Origin of the sequence: Adhaeribacter aerolatus (assembly GCF_007991635.1) — a bacterium.
Lineage (GTDB): Bacteria > Bacteroidota > Bacteroidia > Cytophagales > Hymenobacteraceae > Adhaeribacter > Adhaeribacter aerolatus.
Window position 1 is genome coordinate 34,275 of the sequence record NZ_BJYS01000046.1, and the last position, 15,344, is coordinate 49,618.

12 protein-coding genes and 1 pseudogene are annotated in these 15,344 nt (G+C 42.7%); 10 read left to right on the forward strand and 3 right to left on the reverse strand.

Annotation, left to right across the window (positions count from 1 at the left end):
• Positions 1-129 precede the first annotated feature (129 nt).
• The gene (locus AAE02nite_RS23090; RefSeq protein ID WP_146904000.1) at positions 130-558 is read right to left on the reverse strand and encodes a hotdog fold thioesterase; all 429 of its coding nucleotides are present in this window, start codon (positions 556-558) and stop codon (positions 130-132) included.
• 56 nt (positions 559-614) lie between these two features.
• Between AAE02nite_RS23090 and AAE02nite_RS23095 the strand changes: the two genes are divergently transcribed.
• The 5 genes and pseudogenes from AAE02nite_RS23095 to AAE02nite_RS27055 all read left to right on the forward strand — a co-directional run.
• Positions 615-1,301, forward strand: coding sequence for a histidine phosphatase family protein (locus tag AAE02nite_RS23095; RefSeq protein WP_307725565.1), 687 nt, complete (start codon positions 615-617; stop codon positions 1,299-1,301).
• Positions 1,302-1,682: 381 nt separating this feature from the next.
• Positions 1,683-3,407 (forward strand): pyruvate dehydrogenase complex dihydrolipoamide acetyltransferase, encoded by a 1,725-nt coding sequence (locus tag AAE02nite_RS23100; protein ID WP_146904003.1) that lies wholly within the window; start codon positions 1,683-1,685, stop codon positions 3,405-3,407.
• Between the two features lie 328 nt (positions 3,408-3,735).
• The gene (locus tag AAE02nite_RS23105; RefSeq protein ID WP_170252675.1) at positions 3,736-5,028 is read left to right on the forward strand and encodes a serine/threonine-protein kinase; all 1,293 of its coding nucleotides are present in this window, start codon (positions 3,736-3,738) and stop codon (positions 5,026-5,028) included.
• A gap of 188 nt (positions 5,029-5,216) precedes the next feature.
• Positions 5,217-5,456, forward strand: a complete 240-nt coding sequence (locus tag AAE02nite_RS23110; protein ID WP_146904009.1) for a hypothetical protein — start codon at positions 5,217-5,219, stop codon at positions 5,454-5,456.
• A 47-nt stretch (positions 5,457-5,503) separates the two neighbouring features.
• A pseudogene (locus tag AAE02nite_RS27055) lies at positions 5,504-5,737 on the forward strand (type II toxin-antitoxin system RelE/ParE family toxin); the annotation flags it as partial.
• A gap of 22 nt (positions 5,738-5,759) precedes the next feature.
• On the opposite strand, the gene AAE02nite_RS23115 reads toward AAE02nite_RS27055, so the two are convergent.
• Positions 5,760-6,341 carry a hypothetical protein gene (locus AAE02nite_RS23115; protein WP_146904012.1) on the reverse strand — a complete coding sequence of 194 codons (582 nt, stop codon included), beginning with the start codon at positions 6,339-6,341 and terminating at the stop codon, positions 5,760-5,762.
• A 155-nt stretch (positions 6,342-6,496) separates the two neighbouring features.
• Here AAE02nite_RS23115 and hslV point away from each other — a divergent pair, with 155 nt between their 5' ends.
• Positions 6,497-7,042 carry an ATP-dependent protease subunit HslV gene (hslV, locus tag AAE02nite_RS23120; protein ID WP_146904015.1) on the forward strand — a complete coding sequence of 182 codons (546 nt, stop codon included), beginning with the start codon at positions 6,497-6,499 and terminating at the stop codon, positions 7,040-7,042.
• Positions 7,043-7,229: 187 nt separating this feature from the next.
• A complete protein-coding gene (locus tag AAE02nite_RS23125; RefSeq protein ID WP_146904018.1) occupies positions 7,230-8,201 on the forward strand; it encodes a deoxyhypusine synthase family protein in 972 nt (323 codons plus the stop codon).
• A gap of 75 nt (positions 8,202-8,276) precedes the next feature.
• On the opposite strand, the gene AAE02nite_RS23130 is transcribed toward AAE02nite_RS23125, so the two are convergent.
• The gene (locus tag AAE02nite_RS23130; protein WP_146904021.1) at positions 8,277-8,840 is read right to left on the reverse strand and encodes a 2'-5' RNA ligase family protein; all 564 of its coding nucleotides are present in this window, start codon (positions 8,838-8,840) and stop codon (positions 8,277-8,279) included.
• A 367-nt stretch (positions 8,841-9,207) separates the two neighbouring features.
• Here AAE02nite_RS23130 and AAE02nite_RS23135 point away from each other — a divergent pair, with 367 nt between their 5' ends.
• From AAE02nite_RS23135 to AAE02nite_RS23145, 3 genes are all read left to right on the forward strand, one after another.
• The gene (locus AAE02nite_RS23135; RefSeq protein ID WP_146904024.1) at positions 9,208-11,151 is read left to right on the forward strand and encodes an ABC-F family ATP-binding cassette domain-containing protein; all 1,944 of its coding nucleotides are present in this window, start codon (positions 9,208-9,210) and stop codon (positions 11,149-11,151) included.
• Positions 11,152-11,166: 15 nt separating this feature from the next.
• Entirely contained in the window at positions 11,167-12,507 is a 1,341-nt protein-coding gene (locus tag AAE02nite_RS23140) for a type IX secretion system plug protein (protein WP_246151227.1), read from the forward strand.
• Positions 12,508-13,289: 782 nt separating this feature from the next.
• A complete protein-coding gene (locus tag AAE02nite_RS23145; protein ID WP_146904027.1) occupies positions 13,290-15,041 on the forward strand; it encodes a DEAD/DEAH box helicase in 1,752 nt (583 codons plus the stop codon).
• The last annotated feature ends 303 nt before the right edge of the window (positions 15,042-15,344 follow it).

The following is a 15,344-nucleotide window of genomic DNA, read 5'->3' on the forward strand; positions in this document are numbered from 1 at the left end:
CCTGTTCCGATATATTTTAGCTTATAACTCGTTCTAAACCTCAATTCTTATTGTTTTCCTCAAAGAGAATTAAAAGCCTAAATTCCAGATACCTCTGCCGAAGGAGATGGTTAGGGTAAGGTCTTACGCTTAAGCTTGCTTGGCCCGGTCCAGGACGGCTACCGTTAACCGGCTAATACAAACCAGATCTCCGGCATCGTTGTTTATTTTTATTTCCCAAACCTGGGTTTTACGGCCTACGTGCAGCGCAGTTGCCCGACCGTGCACAAAACCATTGCGCACCGCTTTAATATGATTTGCGTTTATATCGAGGCCTACGCAATTTTGCTTTTGGGTGTCTATCTGCAAAGAAGCCCCGATGCTGCCCAGCGTTTCGGCCAAAGCCACCGAAGCACCGCCGTGTAAAATGCCAAAGGGCTGGTGGGTGCGATGGTCGACGGGCATTTTACCGCACAAAAAATCAGCACCAACTTCGGTAATTTCCATACCCAAAGTTTCAGCCAGTGTATTTTTGCACAAGTCGTTTAGTCTTTGCAGCGTATCTTTCTCAGCGGACATATGGAAAAAGTTAAGGCTAAATTCAGGCACATTAACAGACTTGCTTTTCGGTTTAAATGAAACTTAAACCAGAAAAATCACCTTTATTGCTTAAATTCGTAGCCGAAAACAAATTTAGAGCAATTTTGAGTACTAAAAAAATATACCTGCTCCGGCATGGCCAAACCGATTATAACCTGCAGGGAATTATTCAGGGTAGTGGTGTTGATTCTTCTTTAAACGAAATGGGTCAGTGGCAGGCGCAGCGGTTTTACGAAGCTTACTACGACGTTCCTTTCGATAAAATTTATACCTCGGCCTTGCAACGGAGCATCCAATCGGTACAGAAATTTATAGATAAAGGTATACCCCACGAAAAACATCCCGAACTGAACGAAATTTGCTGGGGAAACCGCGAAGGTTCTTATGTGTCGCCGGAAACCGATCATTCTTATTTTGAAGTATTGCGGAAATGGCAGGAAGGTGAATGTCATTTGAGTATTGAAGGAGGTGAAAGCCCCGAAGACGTGGCGGCCCGGCAGCGCCAGTTTCTGGATGTTTTACTATCCCGGCCCGAAGAAGAAACCGTTTTAATTTGTATGCACGGGCGCGCCATGCGCATTCTGCTTTGCGTTATGCTGAATTACCCCTTGCATTGTATGGATATTTTCGAACACCATAATCTTTGTCTGTATGTTCTGCACCATACCGGCAGTATGTTTTCGGTGCACCGGAACATGGATATTGCCCACCTGGGAGAATAAATACTTTTTAAGCCGGGCAAATCAGCTGCTTTCAGGCAAAAATTATTTGTCGGAATAACCAGAAAATAAATGTCATAAGTTCTCCGGGTTCCAGGTAGGCTCATAAATTGTGCGCTGAAAAAGATACTGGAATAATTTTACTCGTTCAGTGTCGGGGAAAGGATGATTATTTGGCTGATGCCCACGGTTACCCACGGCTACCTAAACTAATTGCCGGTTAAATTATTGGCTTTAAAAACAGTTTCAACCCCGACCAACAGAATGACGTTAGGTCAGAAACAGGAATTACCTGTTTTTAAATTCCTATATTGCATCTTAAATCTTTTTGGTATTTGATATTTCAATATTTTAAATCAATTTTGAGCCTCAAACGAACTATTTATGGCTGAAATCATAAAAATGCCCAAGATGAGTGACACCATGACCGAGGGTGTAATTGCGTCTTGGCTTAAGAAGGTAGGAGATACCGTTAAATCTGGTGACGTCTTAGCAGAAGTAGAAACCGATAAAGCTACCATGGAGCTGGAGTCTTACGAAGATGGCACCTTGTTATATATTGGTCCGAAAGAAAAAGAATCGGTGCCGGTAGATGGTGTACTGGCCATAATTGGCAAACAAGGAGAAGATATTTCGGGTTTACTTAGCCAGGCACAAGGTGGGGGCGCTGCTGCGCCTGCTGAACAACCAGCCCCTGCGGCCGAACCGGCAAAAGCCATGAGCCAGGAAGCCCCGGCGGCCGCTCCGGCCCCACAAGCCACCCAGGCCCCAGCGGCCAATGTAAACGCCACGGTTATCCGGATGCCTAAAATGAGCGATACCATGACCGAAGGCACTATTGCGTCGTGGCAGAAAAAAGTAGGCGATAAAGTAAAATCGGGCGATATTCTGGCCGAAGTAGAAACCGACAAGGCTACCATGGAACTGGAGTCTTACGAAGACGGTACACTATTATATATAGGCGTTGAAGCCGGCAACTCAGTGGCGGTAGATGGCATTTTGGCCATCATCGGCGAAGCCGGTGCTGATTACCAGCAACTATTAAGCGGCAATACCGGCGGTGCCCAGCGCTCCGACCGGCAGGAAGCCGAAATTGCTGATTCGCGTGTCGAAAATTCTAAAACCGATACCCAGCTACAGGAACAAGCCGCACCCGCCGAAGCCAAAAATGTGCAGGTGCCCGGCCCGAACGGACAAGGTCAGCAAGCGGCTACGCCTGCCGCCGCCAACACCGGCGGACGTATTCTGGCCTCACCTTTAGCTAAAAAAATAGCCGAAGAAAAAGGCATCGATTTAAACCAGGTAAAAGGTTCCGGCGATAACGGCCGCATTGTGGTTAAAGATGTAGAGAACTTTGTGCCGGCCGCCAAACCAGCTGCTGCACCCACGCAAGCTGCTGCACCTGCTGCCGCTCCGGCTCCAACTGGTGCGCTTTACTCCGAGGTGCCGGTATCGCAAATGCGCAAAGTTATTGCCAAGCGCTTATCCGAAAGCTTATTTACCGCGCCGCACTTCTACCTGACCATGGAAATTGACATGGATAAGGCCATAGAAGCCCGGAATAGCCTGAACGAAGTAAGCCCGGTTAAAATATCTTTTAACGACTTAGTAGTAAAAGCTGCTGCTGCCGCTTTAAAACAACATCCGGCTGTAAACTCTTCTTGGTTAGGCGATAAAATCCGGTACAACAACGTTATTAATATTGGTATAGCCGTAGCCGTAGAAGAAGGTTTATTGGTACCGGTGGTACGCAACGCCGACCAGAAAACTTTATCGCAGATTGCCGCCGAAGTAAAAGATTTAGGCGGCAAAGCCAAAACAAAAAAATTACAGCCCGCCGATTGGGAAGGCAACACCTTTACCATTTCTAACCTGGGTATGTTTGGCATCGACGAATTTACCGCCATTATTAACCCGCCGGATGCCTGTATTATGGCCGTAGGCGGTATTAAGCAAACGCCGGTTGTAAAGAACGGACAAATCCAGATTGGCAACCTGATGAAAGTAACTTTAAGCTGCGACCACCGCGTGGTAGATGGTGCCGTTGGTTCTGCTTTCCTGCAAACCTTCAAGAAGTTACTCGAAGATCCGATACGGATTTTAGTTTAAATAGATTTTAGTTTATAAAACAAAAGGCCTTCCGTTAAAAGAAGGCCTTTTGCTTTTATAAGGGTTAGCGGCTCTTATTATTTTCTCTATATTTAAATTATGGAGGTTCTTCTGAGGTGTGTAAGCTTGTAAACTAATCTTTTTGCGGGAATCTTTACCCGCATACCTTAGATATAACTACTAAGATTATATTATATTTATACTTAAATTTATATATAGTATATTCATTACTCTAAGTGCATTAATATTATTATATTAGCTATATAAATACCAGTGGTGCGTAAATCTTGTAGTTGATAGCAATATATTAAAACAAAAAATTAGAAGTTTGGACTGGAGAAATAACTGGAAACCTACTGATGAAACACCTAAAGAAGGTGGTCAGGGAAAGGTAATTCAAATACAAAATATCAATTGTACAGATGAATTTGGAGCGTTAAAAGTAATGCACGATAGCCAAGCTCAAAATTCTTCTAGAAGAGAAAGATTCCATCAAGAGATTGAGGCTTTAAATAATTTAAATCATAAAGGGGTTCCTAAAGTAAAGGAGTATAAAAGTGATGACGAAAAAACAAATCCATATTTTATTACAGAATGGATTGACGGACAAGATTTAAACGAAGCTGTTCAGAAATCAAAGTTCACAATTATTGAAGCTTTAAAATTTACAAGAAACCTTGCATTAATTGTAGACGCTTGTCATCAAGCAGGAATAATTCATCGCGACATAAAGCCGCAAAATATTAGAATTAGGGATGGAAACCCCATATTAATAGATTTTGGAATCTGCTGGATTATCGATGAGAATGAAAAGAAAAAAGGAAATACTCCTCTTGGTGAAGAATTAGGTAATCGATTTCTAAGACTTCCAGAGTTAACTGCTGGTAGCCTAGATAAACATCAAAAAATTTGTGATGTAACGTTTATCGTTGGAATCTTGTTTTTTCTAATAACAAATAAACATCCTAGACAGTTAAAGGATGCCGATAATAAAATGCCGCACGAAAGGTTAACAGACCTCGAACTTTCATCACTTTCTGCTGATAGTTTGTGGGATAGAACCAAAAGAATATTTAATATAGGTTTTCAACAAAGTTCATCCTTAAGATTTAATAGTTGTATTAAATTAATAGAATATATAGATAATGTTCTTCAACCACCAGCAGAAAAGGACATAGATGATGAATTGAATGAATACCAAACTGAATTAGCAGAACTTATTAATACAGATGAGTTACAACAAAGAAGAAAAAGTGTTAATTATTTTAAAAAGATAAATGATATGCTTAATAAAGATTTTATGGATGCTTTAAATAAGAATGGAACAAGTGTGTCGAATAACGAAAACTCTGCGAGTTCCTTCCATAAAAAGAATATGTATATCAGTAATAATATGTTCGAAGGTATTCAAACAATTGTAAGTCATAAAATAGAATTAAAGGATAATAAAATTTTAAGTTCATATTCAATTAAAGAAAAGCAAAATTCAGTTGAGAATTACAACTATTATTATCAAGGACATATAACAGATCACGAAACATTGAAAGAAGCAGTTGATAATCATAAAAAGCTGTTTATAGCTAAGGCTCTCGAAAACTTTACGAATCAACTAAAAAAATAATGCTGCCAACAATGAATAAAAACAATACGGAAACCTGTTTCGAATCGAAAGTCTCTACTCGTTTGCTTAGTTGATTGTACTGTGAACAATCAAGCTCGTCAGCTCGCACTATTTTTATACAGGCCTTTTAGGCAAATAAATGAAAGCTCTACGAGAATTGTTCTTATTCGTATATTTTAAAAATAGCTATGGCAATTTTGAAAGAAGATTTACATAAACTTATTGATACCACGCAAGATGAAAAGCTACTGGAAGAAATATTTATGATATTATCCAGTAGAAACAGCTATGTAGAAGGGGATTTGTGGAATAATTTATCGGAAGAGCAAAAGAAAGAAGTATTAGCCAGTAATAGCGAAATTGAAGACGACTCGGCCTGGATTTCTAATGAGGAAATGAAGCTTAAGAATGCGAAATGGCTGGAGTAATCTGGAACAAACGAGCAAGTAAGCAGCTATAGGAATTACAAGAATATTTAGAGCAAGAATTTGGTGCTAAAACGGTAAAAACCTTTACTGGTAGATTATTCAAGTTTTTAGACTTGTTAGTTAAATATCCGCATATCGGAACTTTAGAAAATAAAGCGGAAGATATTCGTGGATTTCTGCTTCATCGGCATACCACCATTATTTATACAGTTAAGCAAGATTCCGTTTACATATTAGCCTTGTTTGACAACCGACAAAATTCTGATAAAAAGAAAGTTTAGAAAATTGCTTTGCCCAACAATTCTAAAGCAAGTAATACCATTTGTCATCAAAGGTCTTAAAGCCAATCAAGCCAATATTTTTGGCGTATAAAATATCCGCAAATAATAAATTACCAGTTCTCCGGTCACCGTAAACATGCAGCACCTGCTGGTAGGTTTTCCCATCCATTTGTGCTTCCAGAAAATATTTATCCCGGAAATCATCCGAAATAAACAGCTCCGAAACGGTATTGAATTTAATATTTAAATTGGATCTTTGGTTAACCGGATTATAAACTTTAATGCCAACTACTACTTCGTGGCTGACCGATATTACTGTTTTAACCGTGGAGTCTGATGGTGAAGTTAAGGTTGTTTGGATGGTCTGAATATTGTAGGTGCCGCAAGCTTTATCATTGCCTTTTTCGTTGAATTCTTGGGTGGTGGCTAAAAAAGATATAGTATCGCCAGCTTGACTTTTAAATTTGATTTCCTGCTCAGCGCTATAAGGAAGCCAGGCCATTATGGGTAGTTTTAATTTTAAATCGGCATCGTCGCAGCAGGAAAATAGCAAAAAGCAGCAACCCCAAATAGCGGCCCGGACAGAAGTATTGAAAATATTCAAAAGAAATAAAATTTAAAATACTGTATTTTTTAAGATAGCTTTGCGTTTCTTTTCGACTAATAGGTGGCCACCAGCAAAAAATTAAACAAAGGTAAGGCTGCTTAAAGTTATTAGAATAATTAATACGGTATTAAAAGGAAAAAACTGATTCAGATATGTCACTACCCAAAGTAAGATCGACTACGGTGTTAGGCGTTTTTCATAACGGCGAAGTTGCCCTGGGCGCCGATGGGCAAGCCAGCATGGGCAATACCATTGCCAAAAGTAATGTTAAAAAAATTCGGAAGTTACAGGACGGTAAAATTGTAACCGGCTTTGCCGGCTCTACCGCCGATGCCTTTACCTTGCTGGAAAAATTCGAAGAAAAACTGGGTGCCTACGCCCACAACATGAAACGGGCCGCCATTGAACTGGCCAAAGATTGGCGCAAAGACCGTTATCTGCACAAACTGGAAGCCATGATGGTGGTAGCTAATAAAAGTGAACTGCTGATTATTTCGGGTACCGGCGATGTGCTAGAGCCCGATATGGGCATAGCTGCGATTGGCTCCGGCAGCATGTATGCACAGGCCGCCGCCACCGCCCTTAAAAAGCACGCGCCGCATTTATCGGCCGAAGAAATCGTGCGCGAGGGCTTAAATATTGCCGCCGATATTTGCGTTTTCACCAATCATAACCTGATTGTGGAGAAACCGGTATAACCGAATAGTATTATATTATTTGAATTAATTCAGTCGCTTTTAAGTTTAGAGGTAACTATAAATAATATAATCCGGAAAGCCCGAAATTAGGTTTTCCGGTGGATTTAAAGGTAAATAATTTTATTTGTTTAACGCTTCAGGAGAGCATAATGCCTGTTGCAAATTGATAAATCGCTAAAAAGAAAAAATGCAGGTAACTCAATTTTTAAAACATCACTTCCGTCATTTTAACGCGGCTGCTTTGATAGATGCCGCCGAAGGTTATAAAACGCATTTGGCTAACGGCAACAAAATGCTGGTAACATTAGCCGGCGCTATGTCAACGGCCGAGATGGGCATTATTCTGGCCGAAATGATCCGGCAAGATAAAATTCATGCTATTAGCTGTACCGGGGCTAACCTGGAAGAAGATATTTTTAACCTGGTTGCACACGATTTTTACGAGCGTATTCCACATTACCGCGACTTAACGGCCCAGGACGAAGAAGACCTGCTGAACCGCCACATGAACCGGGTAACCGATACGTGTATTCCCGAAATGGAAGCCATGCGGCGCCTGGAAAACACCGTGCTGAAATTCTGGGAAAAAGCCGACCAGGAAGGTAAAGCTTATTTCCCGCACGAGTTTTTCTACCAGATTTTGCTTTCCGGCGAGTTGGAGCAATATTACCAGATAGACCCGAAAAACAGCTGGATGCTGGAAGCGGCTAAAAAGAACCTGCCAATTTTTGTACCGGGCTGGGAAGACTCCACTTTGGGTAATATTTATGCCGGTCACGTAATTTCGGGCGATATTAAAAATGTGCATACCATGCGCACCGGTATCCAGTACATGATGGAACTGGCCGATTGGTACACCCAAACCGCGAAAGAAGAATCTACGATGGGCTTCTTCCAGATTGGCGGTGGTATTGCCGGTGACTTCCCGATTTGCGTGGTACCCATGCTGCACCAGGATTTACAACGGACCGGTGTGCCGTTGTGGGGTTATTTTGCCCAGATTTCGGATTCCACCACCAGCTACGGTTCTTATTCCGGTGCGGTGCCCAACGAGAAAATTACCTGGGGTAAATTAGGAAAAGATACACCTAAGTATATTATTGAGTCGGATGCTACTATTGTAGCTCCGCTGATATTTGCGATAGTGCTGGATATGTAATTTAAGGAAGAGTAAATAATTAAAATGCCTCCCGAACCAGATCAGGAGGCATTTTTACTTTTATGGGCTTATCATTTAAGACAAAGCCGGTTCCGGTTGCCTTTTAAAATAGTACACATCTTCTTTCAAAAACTTGTTGTCGCATTTGGTCATAATAGCCAGATTATCGATGCGGATGTTCCAGTTAAAGTTATGCTCGTTCAGCCATTGCAGTATTTCGGCTACTATTTCGGGATTGGTATCGGACAGCGCCAGCGAGAAATGGGGCACCCAGCAATCGGGGTGGTAATATTTCGGAATCTCCAAGCTAAATTTCGATACTTCCTGGAACAACCGGTAATGAAAAGAGTTGGTTACCTGGTTGCGCACAACCGGAATGTGCAGGACCGGGTGTTCGCCGGTAAATATTCCCAAACCAGTAGTCTGGATGGTAAACGGCGCGGCCACGGCGGCAGTTTGTTCTAAACATTTCCGCAACATGCTTTGGTTATTTTCCGGCACCTCGGTTAAAAGCCAGGTTATATGCGGGTAGGGCGTCATCTGCACGCCGGTCAAACCAAAATGCTCATCAATCTGGTCAATCAGAGACTTCACCTTCCGGCTATGCTCTTCATCTAATAAGGATACAACTGCTAACACCTGGTTTAATGTAATTAAAAATTAATGGGTTATTTCGTTTTGGCTTTTCAGCACACGCGGCGGGTGCCTGTCACAGCTTTTTCCGCCAGCTTAATCGTTATTCCGGGCTATCGGCCAAACCGATAAGTTTAGCTCACCTAAAAAAGAACAGAAAACATTGAAATTAGTTATTCAAAAATATACTGACTTGAAATTTAAGCATTATTTAAACGGATTAGCTCTTTAAGTTAAATATTTTTCCGAAAGTATAAATATAGTTTGGCTCTAATATTTTTTAGTTTAAACGATATTGCTGTTTTAATGCTCCGGCTGATTATATTGTTCGTTTGTAAAACCGTATCTTTGCCGTTTAATACGTTTTTAATTCATGATCTCAATTAATAACCTGAGCTTTCATTTTGGCAGCCGTACCTTGTACGAGGATGCCAATTTGCATATAAAACCAAAAGATAAAATAGGCCTGATTGGCCTGAACGGTACCGGCAAGTCTACCTTGCTGCGCGTGTTGGTAGGGGAGTACAAACCCGATAGCGGCTCTATCCAGATGAGCCGGGAAACCTCGCTTGGCTTCCTGAACCAGGATTTACTCTCGTACGATACCCACGAAAGTATTTTATCGGTGGCCATGCAGGCATTTGCCGAAGCCCTGGAACTGCAGAAGAAGACTGAAGAAGTGCTGGTGGAGTTCGAAACAGATTACCGCGACGAACTGGTAGATAAACTGGCTAAATTGCAGGAGCAGTTTGAAGCGCTCGACGGTTATAATATTCAGAGCAAAGCCGAAGAAATATTAGAAGGCTTAGGTTTTACGACGGAAGAACTACAAAAGCCGCTGAAAACTTTTTCGGGTGGCTGGCGCATGCGGGTAATGCTGGCGAAAATATTATTGCAAAAACCTTCGCTGTTGTTACTCGATGAGCCTACCAACCACCTGGACTTACCTTCGATTAAGTGGCTGGAAACTTACCTCGAAAACTACGAAGGGGCGGTGGTAATTGTATCGCACGACCGGGAATTTTTGGACAAGACTACCAACATGACCGTGGAAGTGGCCCAGCAGAAATTAAATGTGTATGCCGGTAACTATAGTTTTTATTTAGAAGAAAAAGAACTGCGCAACGAAATACAGAAAGGCGCTTACGAAAACCAGCAGGCCCATATCAGGCAAACCGAACGTTTTATTGAGCGTTTTAAGGCCAAGGCTACCAAAGCAAAACAGGCGCAATCGCGCATGAAAGCTTTGGAACGCATGGATCGGATTGAAGATGTAGCGTCGGATGCCCCCAAAGTAAATTTCAAATTTCAGTTTAGTATTCAGCCCGGCCGCCATATTTTGCGCCTGGAGCACGTGAGCAAGCGCTACGGCGACAAGCTGATTTTCCGGGATACCAACGTAAATATTGAGCGGGGAGATAAAATTGCTTTAATTGGGGCCAACGGTAAAGGTAAATCTACGCTGATGCGCATTATTGCGGGTACGGAGGCCGTAGACGGCAAACGCCAGTTGGGCCACAACGTAGTTATGGCCTTCTACGCGCAACACCAACTGGAATCGCTGAATGTGGAAAACGAAATATTGCAGGAGTTAACCGAAGCCGGCAGCAAACGCAACGAAATGGAATTACGGACCATCCTGGGTTCCTTTTTGTTTACCGGCGATGCCGTTTTTAAAAAAATAAAAGTATTATCCGGGGGCGAAAAATCGCGGGTAGCTTTGGCCAAAACCCTGATCTCAGAAGCCAACTTTTTGCTGCTCGATGAACCAACGAACCACCTGGACATGCAGTCGGTTAATATTCTGATTCAGGCTTTGGAACAGTACGAAGGTACATTTGTGGTTATTTCGCACGACCGTTATTTTATTGAGAACGTGGCAAATAAAATCTGGTATATCGATGATTATCAGCTAAAAGAATACCCGGGCACTTACCACGAGTACGAATATTTTATGGAGCAGCGGGAAAAAGACGCCCGTAAAAATGGCGTGAAAATAGAAAAACCCACTCCTAAAACCATTACGGAAGAAAAGCCGAAAACGAACCAACCGGCCAACGGCAACCTGCAAAACGATTTAAAGCGCCTGAATACCCAATTAAAACAGGTAGAACAGGAAGTACAAAGCCTGGAGGAGGAGTTAGCGGCTTACGAAAAGCAACTGGCGGACCCTAAGATTTACGCGAACGTGGCTTCTCTAAAAGATACTACTTTAAAGTTTGAAGCCATTAAGAAAGCTTTAGACGACAAAAACAGCCAGTGGGAGGCAGTGGTTGAATCGATTGATAGCCTGGAAGCAAAAATTAAATCATTTTAAAAAAATTAGTTAGACTTGGGAGCCGGCACTTTAAAAGCACTTGTTATATTTTCGGTTATACTATTAGCCTTTATCTGGTATAGCTGTGTTCCCCTTGCGCAACAAACTACCGGCGGTACTACCGAAGGTGCAGCCGAATATTACGCCGATACCCAATTGCGGTCCGAAGATTTTGTGTATGACAACAATGTAAAATCAGTGCAGTGTTATGTGCGCAGCGGCCACCCCGAAGAAGTACTGAATCCGCCGGTCGTGCCGCTGTCGCAGGAGCAGCCCATGGTGCTGGAGTTCGACCAGCTTAACAGTCCGCAGCAACGCTTTTTGGTAAAATTTATTTATTGTAACGCCGACTGGACCGAAGCCCGGATTACCCAGGCGCAGTTTATGCCGGATTTTAATGAGTTTTACATTACTGATATTACGCCATCGTTTAATACCAAAGTTAAGTTTTTTCATTACCGGTTTGTGGTGCCGGCCGTTAAGCTCAGCGGCAATTATTTAATGGTAGTATCCGACCAGCGCGGCCGTAATATTTTATCCCGGCGATTACTGGTTTACGAGCAGCGGGTAACCGTGGGCGCTCGGCCGGTATTACCCGCCGGTGCACAGGAGCGGCAAACTTATCAGCAGATAGATTTCGAAATCCGGTATAACCAATATCCGCTGGTAAACCCCAGCCAGGAAGTTAAGGTAACGTTGCGGCAGAATAACCGTTGGCACAATGCCAAGCTGAACCTAAAGCCGTTGTACGTGCGCGATACGGAGCGCAAGCTGGAGTTTACTTATTTTAACCTGGAAAACAGTTTTCCGGGCCTGAATGAGTACCGCTATTTCGATACCCGCAGCATGCGCTCGCTGGGGGCTAATGTTGCCACAGCCAACCGGGAGGCGGTCCCCGAAGAAATACTGCTGTTGCCGGATAAAAGCCGCGCCCGCGATGCCTTCAGTTCTCAAGAGGACATCAACGGTAAATATTTAATTGGTAACCGGGAGTACGGCAACGGAGCCATCAACGGCGATTATAATTGGGTAACGTTTAATCTGGCCTCGCCGCAGCCGGCAGCCGGCAATGTGTATGTGTTTGGAGAGTTATCTGATTGGCAACTCAAAAAAGATTTTCAGCTGAGTTATGATGCCGCCAACCATCGTTATACCGGTCGCGCCTTATTAAAGCAAGGGTACTACAACTACGATTACGCCGTACAAACCAGCGGTATCCCCGACGAGCGTTATTACGAAGGCAGTTTTAACCTCACCGAAAACCAGTACGATATCATTGTTTACTACCGGCCACCCGGTGCCCGCACCGATTTAATTATTGGCTACCAACCGGTAAACTACAATGCCCGCCGGTAATAAATAGGCACTGTTGTTTTTAAGCGCTTTTGTTTTCCTTAGAGTAAAACCTTTGCAAAAAATCAGCCATTAACTTATTATTTCTGCGGGGAACTTGTCTGATAGACAGGATTCATTTGCAGTCAAAAATTAACCTTAACAATAGCAAAATTAAAGCCTCCGAACATGAGAGGGCTTTGTTTTTGTAGAACTTTCGTTTTTAGGCTTAAACCTTCCGGATTTTCGAAAAGTCTATTGGGTAAGTTCTAACACTTTCTTGGGTAAGGCTTGTACCTCGTAGTTCTGATGACTGTGCGCCATTTTAGCTAAGCATTGCTGCAAATCCGGGCAGGTGTTTACCAGGGCGGCCGGGTAGATGCGGCTACCCCTTGATTGGTAAAAGATAAAATGTTGAATATTTTGTAGTAACCTTTAAATTCCGTGATGAAGCCACCTGTTAACTGTTAAATAGGAACCTTCTAAATGACAGTAAATATATTAGGGTAATTCTAAAATACATCAGTTTTTGGTAGCGGATTTAAAGTCTTAAAGATAAAAGAACCTTCAGCTAAAATATTTTATCATTTTATACCTATATATTATTTATTCTTGGTATAAAAGCGTACTTTTGTGCATTATTTTGAAATCAGCAGTCGAATTTCTGTTTACGGCTTAATATTAATAGCCACGTTTCCGTTAGCATCTATTTTCTCCTCGTCGGTAATTTTCTTACAAAACGTAGTTAGAATAAGTATCTGCTCATTTCAGATAGCGTATAACCTATTTTTAACAAAACAATTTTTATGAACAAATTACGATTTGATGAGCTTTCGCTTTCCCCGGAAATGCAGCGTGCTATTGCCGACATGGGATTTGAAGAAGCTTCTCCAATACAAACCGAAGCCATTCCGGTTATTATGCAGGGCCGCGATGTAATTGGCCAGGCGCAAACCGGTACCGGTAAAACAGCAGCTTTTGGTATTCCAGCCATCGAAAGCATCGACCCAAAAGATCGTCGGGTACAAACCCTCATTCTTTGCCCTACGCGCGAATTAGCCGTGCAGGTATCAGAAGAAATAAGCAGATTAATTAAATATAAAAACGGTATAAGTGTGGTGCCTATTTACGGTGGCCAATCTTACGACCGTCAATTACGTGCCCTGAAACAAGGCGTGCAAATAGTTATTGGTACTCCCGGCCGGGTGATGGACCACATTGAGCGGGGAACCCTGCAACTGGATGCGGTGAAAAAAATAATCCTGGACGAAGCCGACGAAATGCTGGACATGGGTTTCCGGGAAGATATTGAATTCGTACTAACCAAAATACCGGCCGAACGCCAGACCATCTTTTTCTCTGCTACCATGTCGAAACCGATAATGGAGCTGACGAAGAAATATCAGCGCGATCCGCAATTGGTAAAGGTAGTGCACCAGACTTTAACGGTTACCAATATTGAACAGGTGTACTACGAGGTTCGCAACAACATGAAAATGGAAGTGCTGTCACGAATTATTGACATGTACAACCTGAAGTCGCTGATTGTGTTTTGTAACACCAAGCGCATGGTAGACGAACTGGTGAGCAACCTGCAAGCGCGCGGCTATTTTGCCGATGGCTTGCACGGTGACATGAACCAAACCCAGCGTACCAATGTAATGGCCAAATTTAAGGCAGGTACCCTGGAAATATTAGTAGCAACCGACGTGGCAGCGCGGGGTATTGACGTGGAAGATTTGGAAGCCGTATTTAACTACGATTTACCGCAAGACGAAGAAGCTTATGTACACCGTATTGGCCGGACCGGCCGGGCTGGTAAATCCGGTAAAGCTTTTTCCTTCGTATCAGGCCGCGACATCTACAAACTGAAAGATATCATGCGGTTTACCAACGCCAAAATTAAACTGGCAGCGGTACCAAGCTACGAAGACGTGGCCGAAATCAAAACCAATTTATTTCTCGATCAGATTAAAGAAGTTATTCAGCAAGGTAAGTTAGAAAAACACATTGCCCGGATTGAGCGTTTGTTAACAGAAGATTTTACCTCTTTGGAAATTGCGGCGGCGTTACTTAAAATGAACCTGAAAGAAGCCAAAGCACAGGCTGCTTCCGAAGAAATGAAAGGTCCGCGGGAAGGTTACAACCGGTTGTTTGTAACCATGGGCAAAAAAGATCGCATTCATCCAAAAGATATTATTGAAGCCCTGACGGAGAATACCAGCATTCCGAGCAGCAAAATCGGCGACATTGATTTGTACGATAAATTCAGTTTCGTGGAAGTTGCCAAAGAATATACTTCTGAAGTACTGGATCGGCTGGGCCGCACCACCTTATTGGGCAAACCAGTAAGTTTTGAGAAAGCGCAAAGCAAAAACGCCATGGGTGGTGAAAAAGAAAGAGATCGGGATGGCGGTGGAAGAGACCGTGACAGAGATGGCGGCGGAAGCCGTGGTGGTTTTGAAGACAGACCTCGCGGTGGCGGTGGCTTCCGGGAACGGAACGACCGCGAACGCAACAGCCGTTTCGGAAAAAGAGAAAAAACCAGAAGGTGGTAACTTTTTAATTGTATGCTCGTATAAGAAATTATTAAAAGAGCATAAGGATTAAAAGAGGAACTGCTCTAAAAAAATAGCTTAACTATAAAAGTTAAGCTATTTTTTTTGCCCTCCCCGGTTTAAAATTTGATAGGAATATTTTCTAATATGGCCGGAGGCTCGGTCTCGTGTTTTTTCTCTCAGGCCGCTGGCCTGTTTGATATGATAATTGACTTTAGTATTTAGTTGAAACAATATAATGGATAGAGGCAGGAAAAAAACTCGAAAGCGAGACGCTACTAGAAGAATATTTAGACTTGCCTG

What these genes read in the sequence shown, in the direction of transcription:
- AAE02nite_RS23090 (WP_146904000.1), bottom strand. Translation starts at nt 558, where the DNA reads ATGTCCGCTGAGAAAGATACGCTGCAAAGACTAAACGACTTGTGCAAA.
- AAE02nite_RS23095 (WP_307725565.1), top strand. Translation starts at nt 615, where the DNA reads ATGAAACTTAAACCAGAAAAATCACCTTTATTGCTTAAATTCGTAGCC.
- AAE02nite_RS23100 (WP_146904003.1), top strand. Translation starts at nt 1,683, where the DNA reads ATGGCTGAAATCATAAAAATGCCCAAGATGAGTGACACCATGACCGAG.
- AAE02nite_RS23110 (WP_146904009.1), top strand. Translation starts at nt 5,217, where the DNA reads ATGGCAATTTTGAAAGAAGATTTACATAAACTTATTGATACCACGCAA.
- hslV (WP_146904015.1), top strand. Translation starts at nt 6,497, where the DNA reads ATGTCACTACCCAAAGTAAGATCGACTACGGTGTTAGGCGTTTTTCAT.
- AAE02nite_RS23125 (WP_146904018.1), top strand. Translation starts at nt 7,230, where the DNA reads ATGCAGGTAACTCAATTTTTAAAACATCACTTCCGTCATTTTAACGCG.
- AAE02nite_RS23135 (WP_146904024.1), top strand. Translation starts at nt 9,208, where the DNA reads ATGATCTCAATTAATAACCTGAGCTTTCATTTTGGCAGCCGTACCTTG.
- AAE02nite_RS23145 (WP_146904027.1), top strand. Translation starts at nt 13,290, where the DNA reads ATGAACAAATTACGATTTGATGAGCTTTCGCTTTCCCCGGAAATGCAG.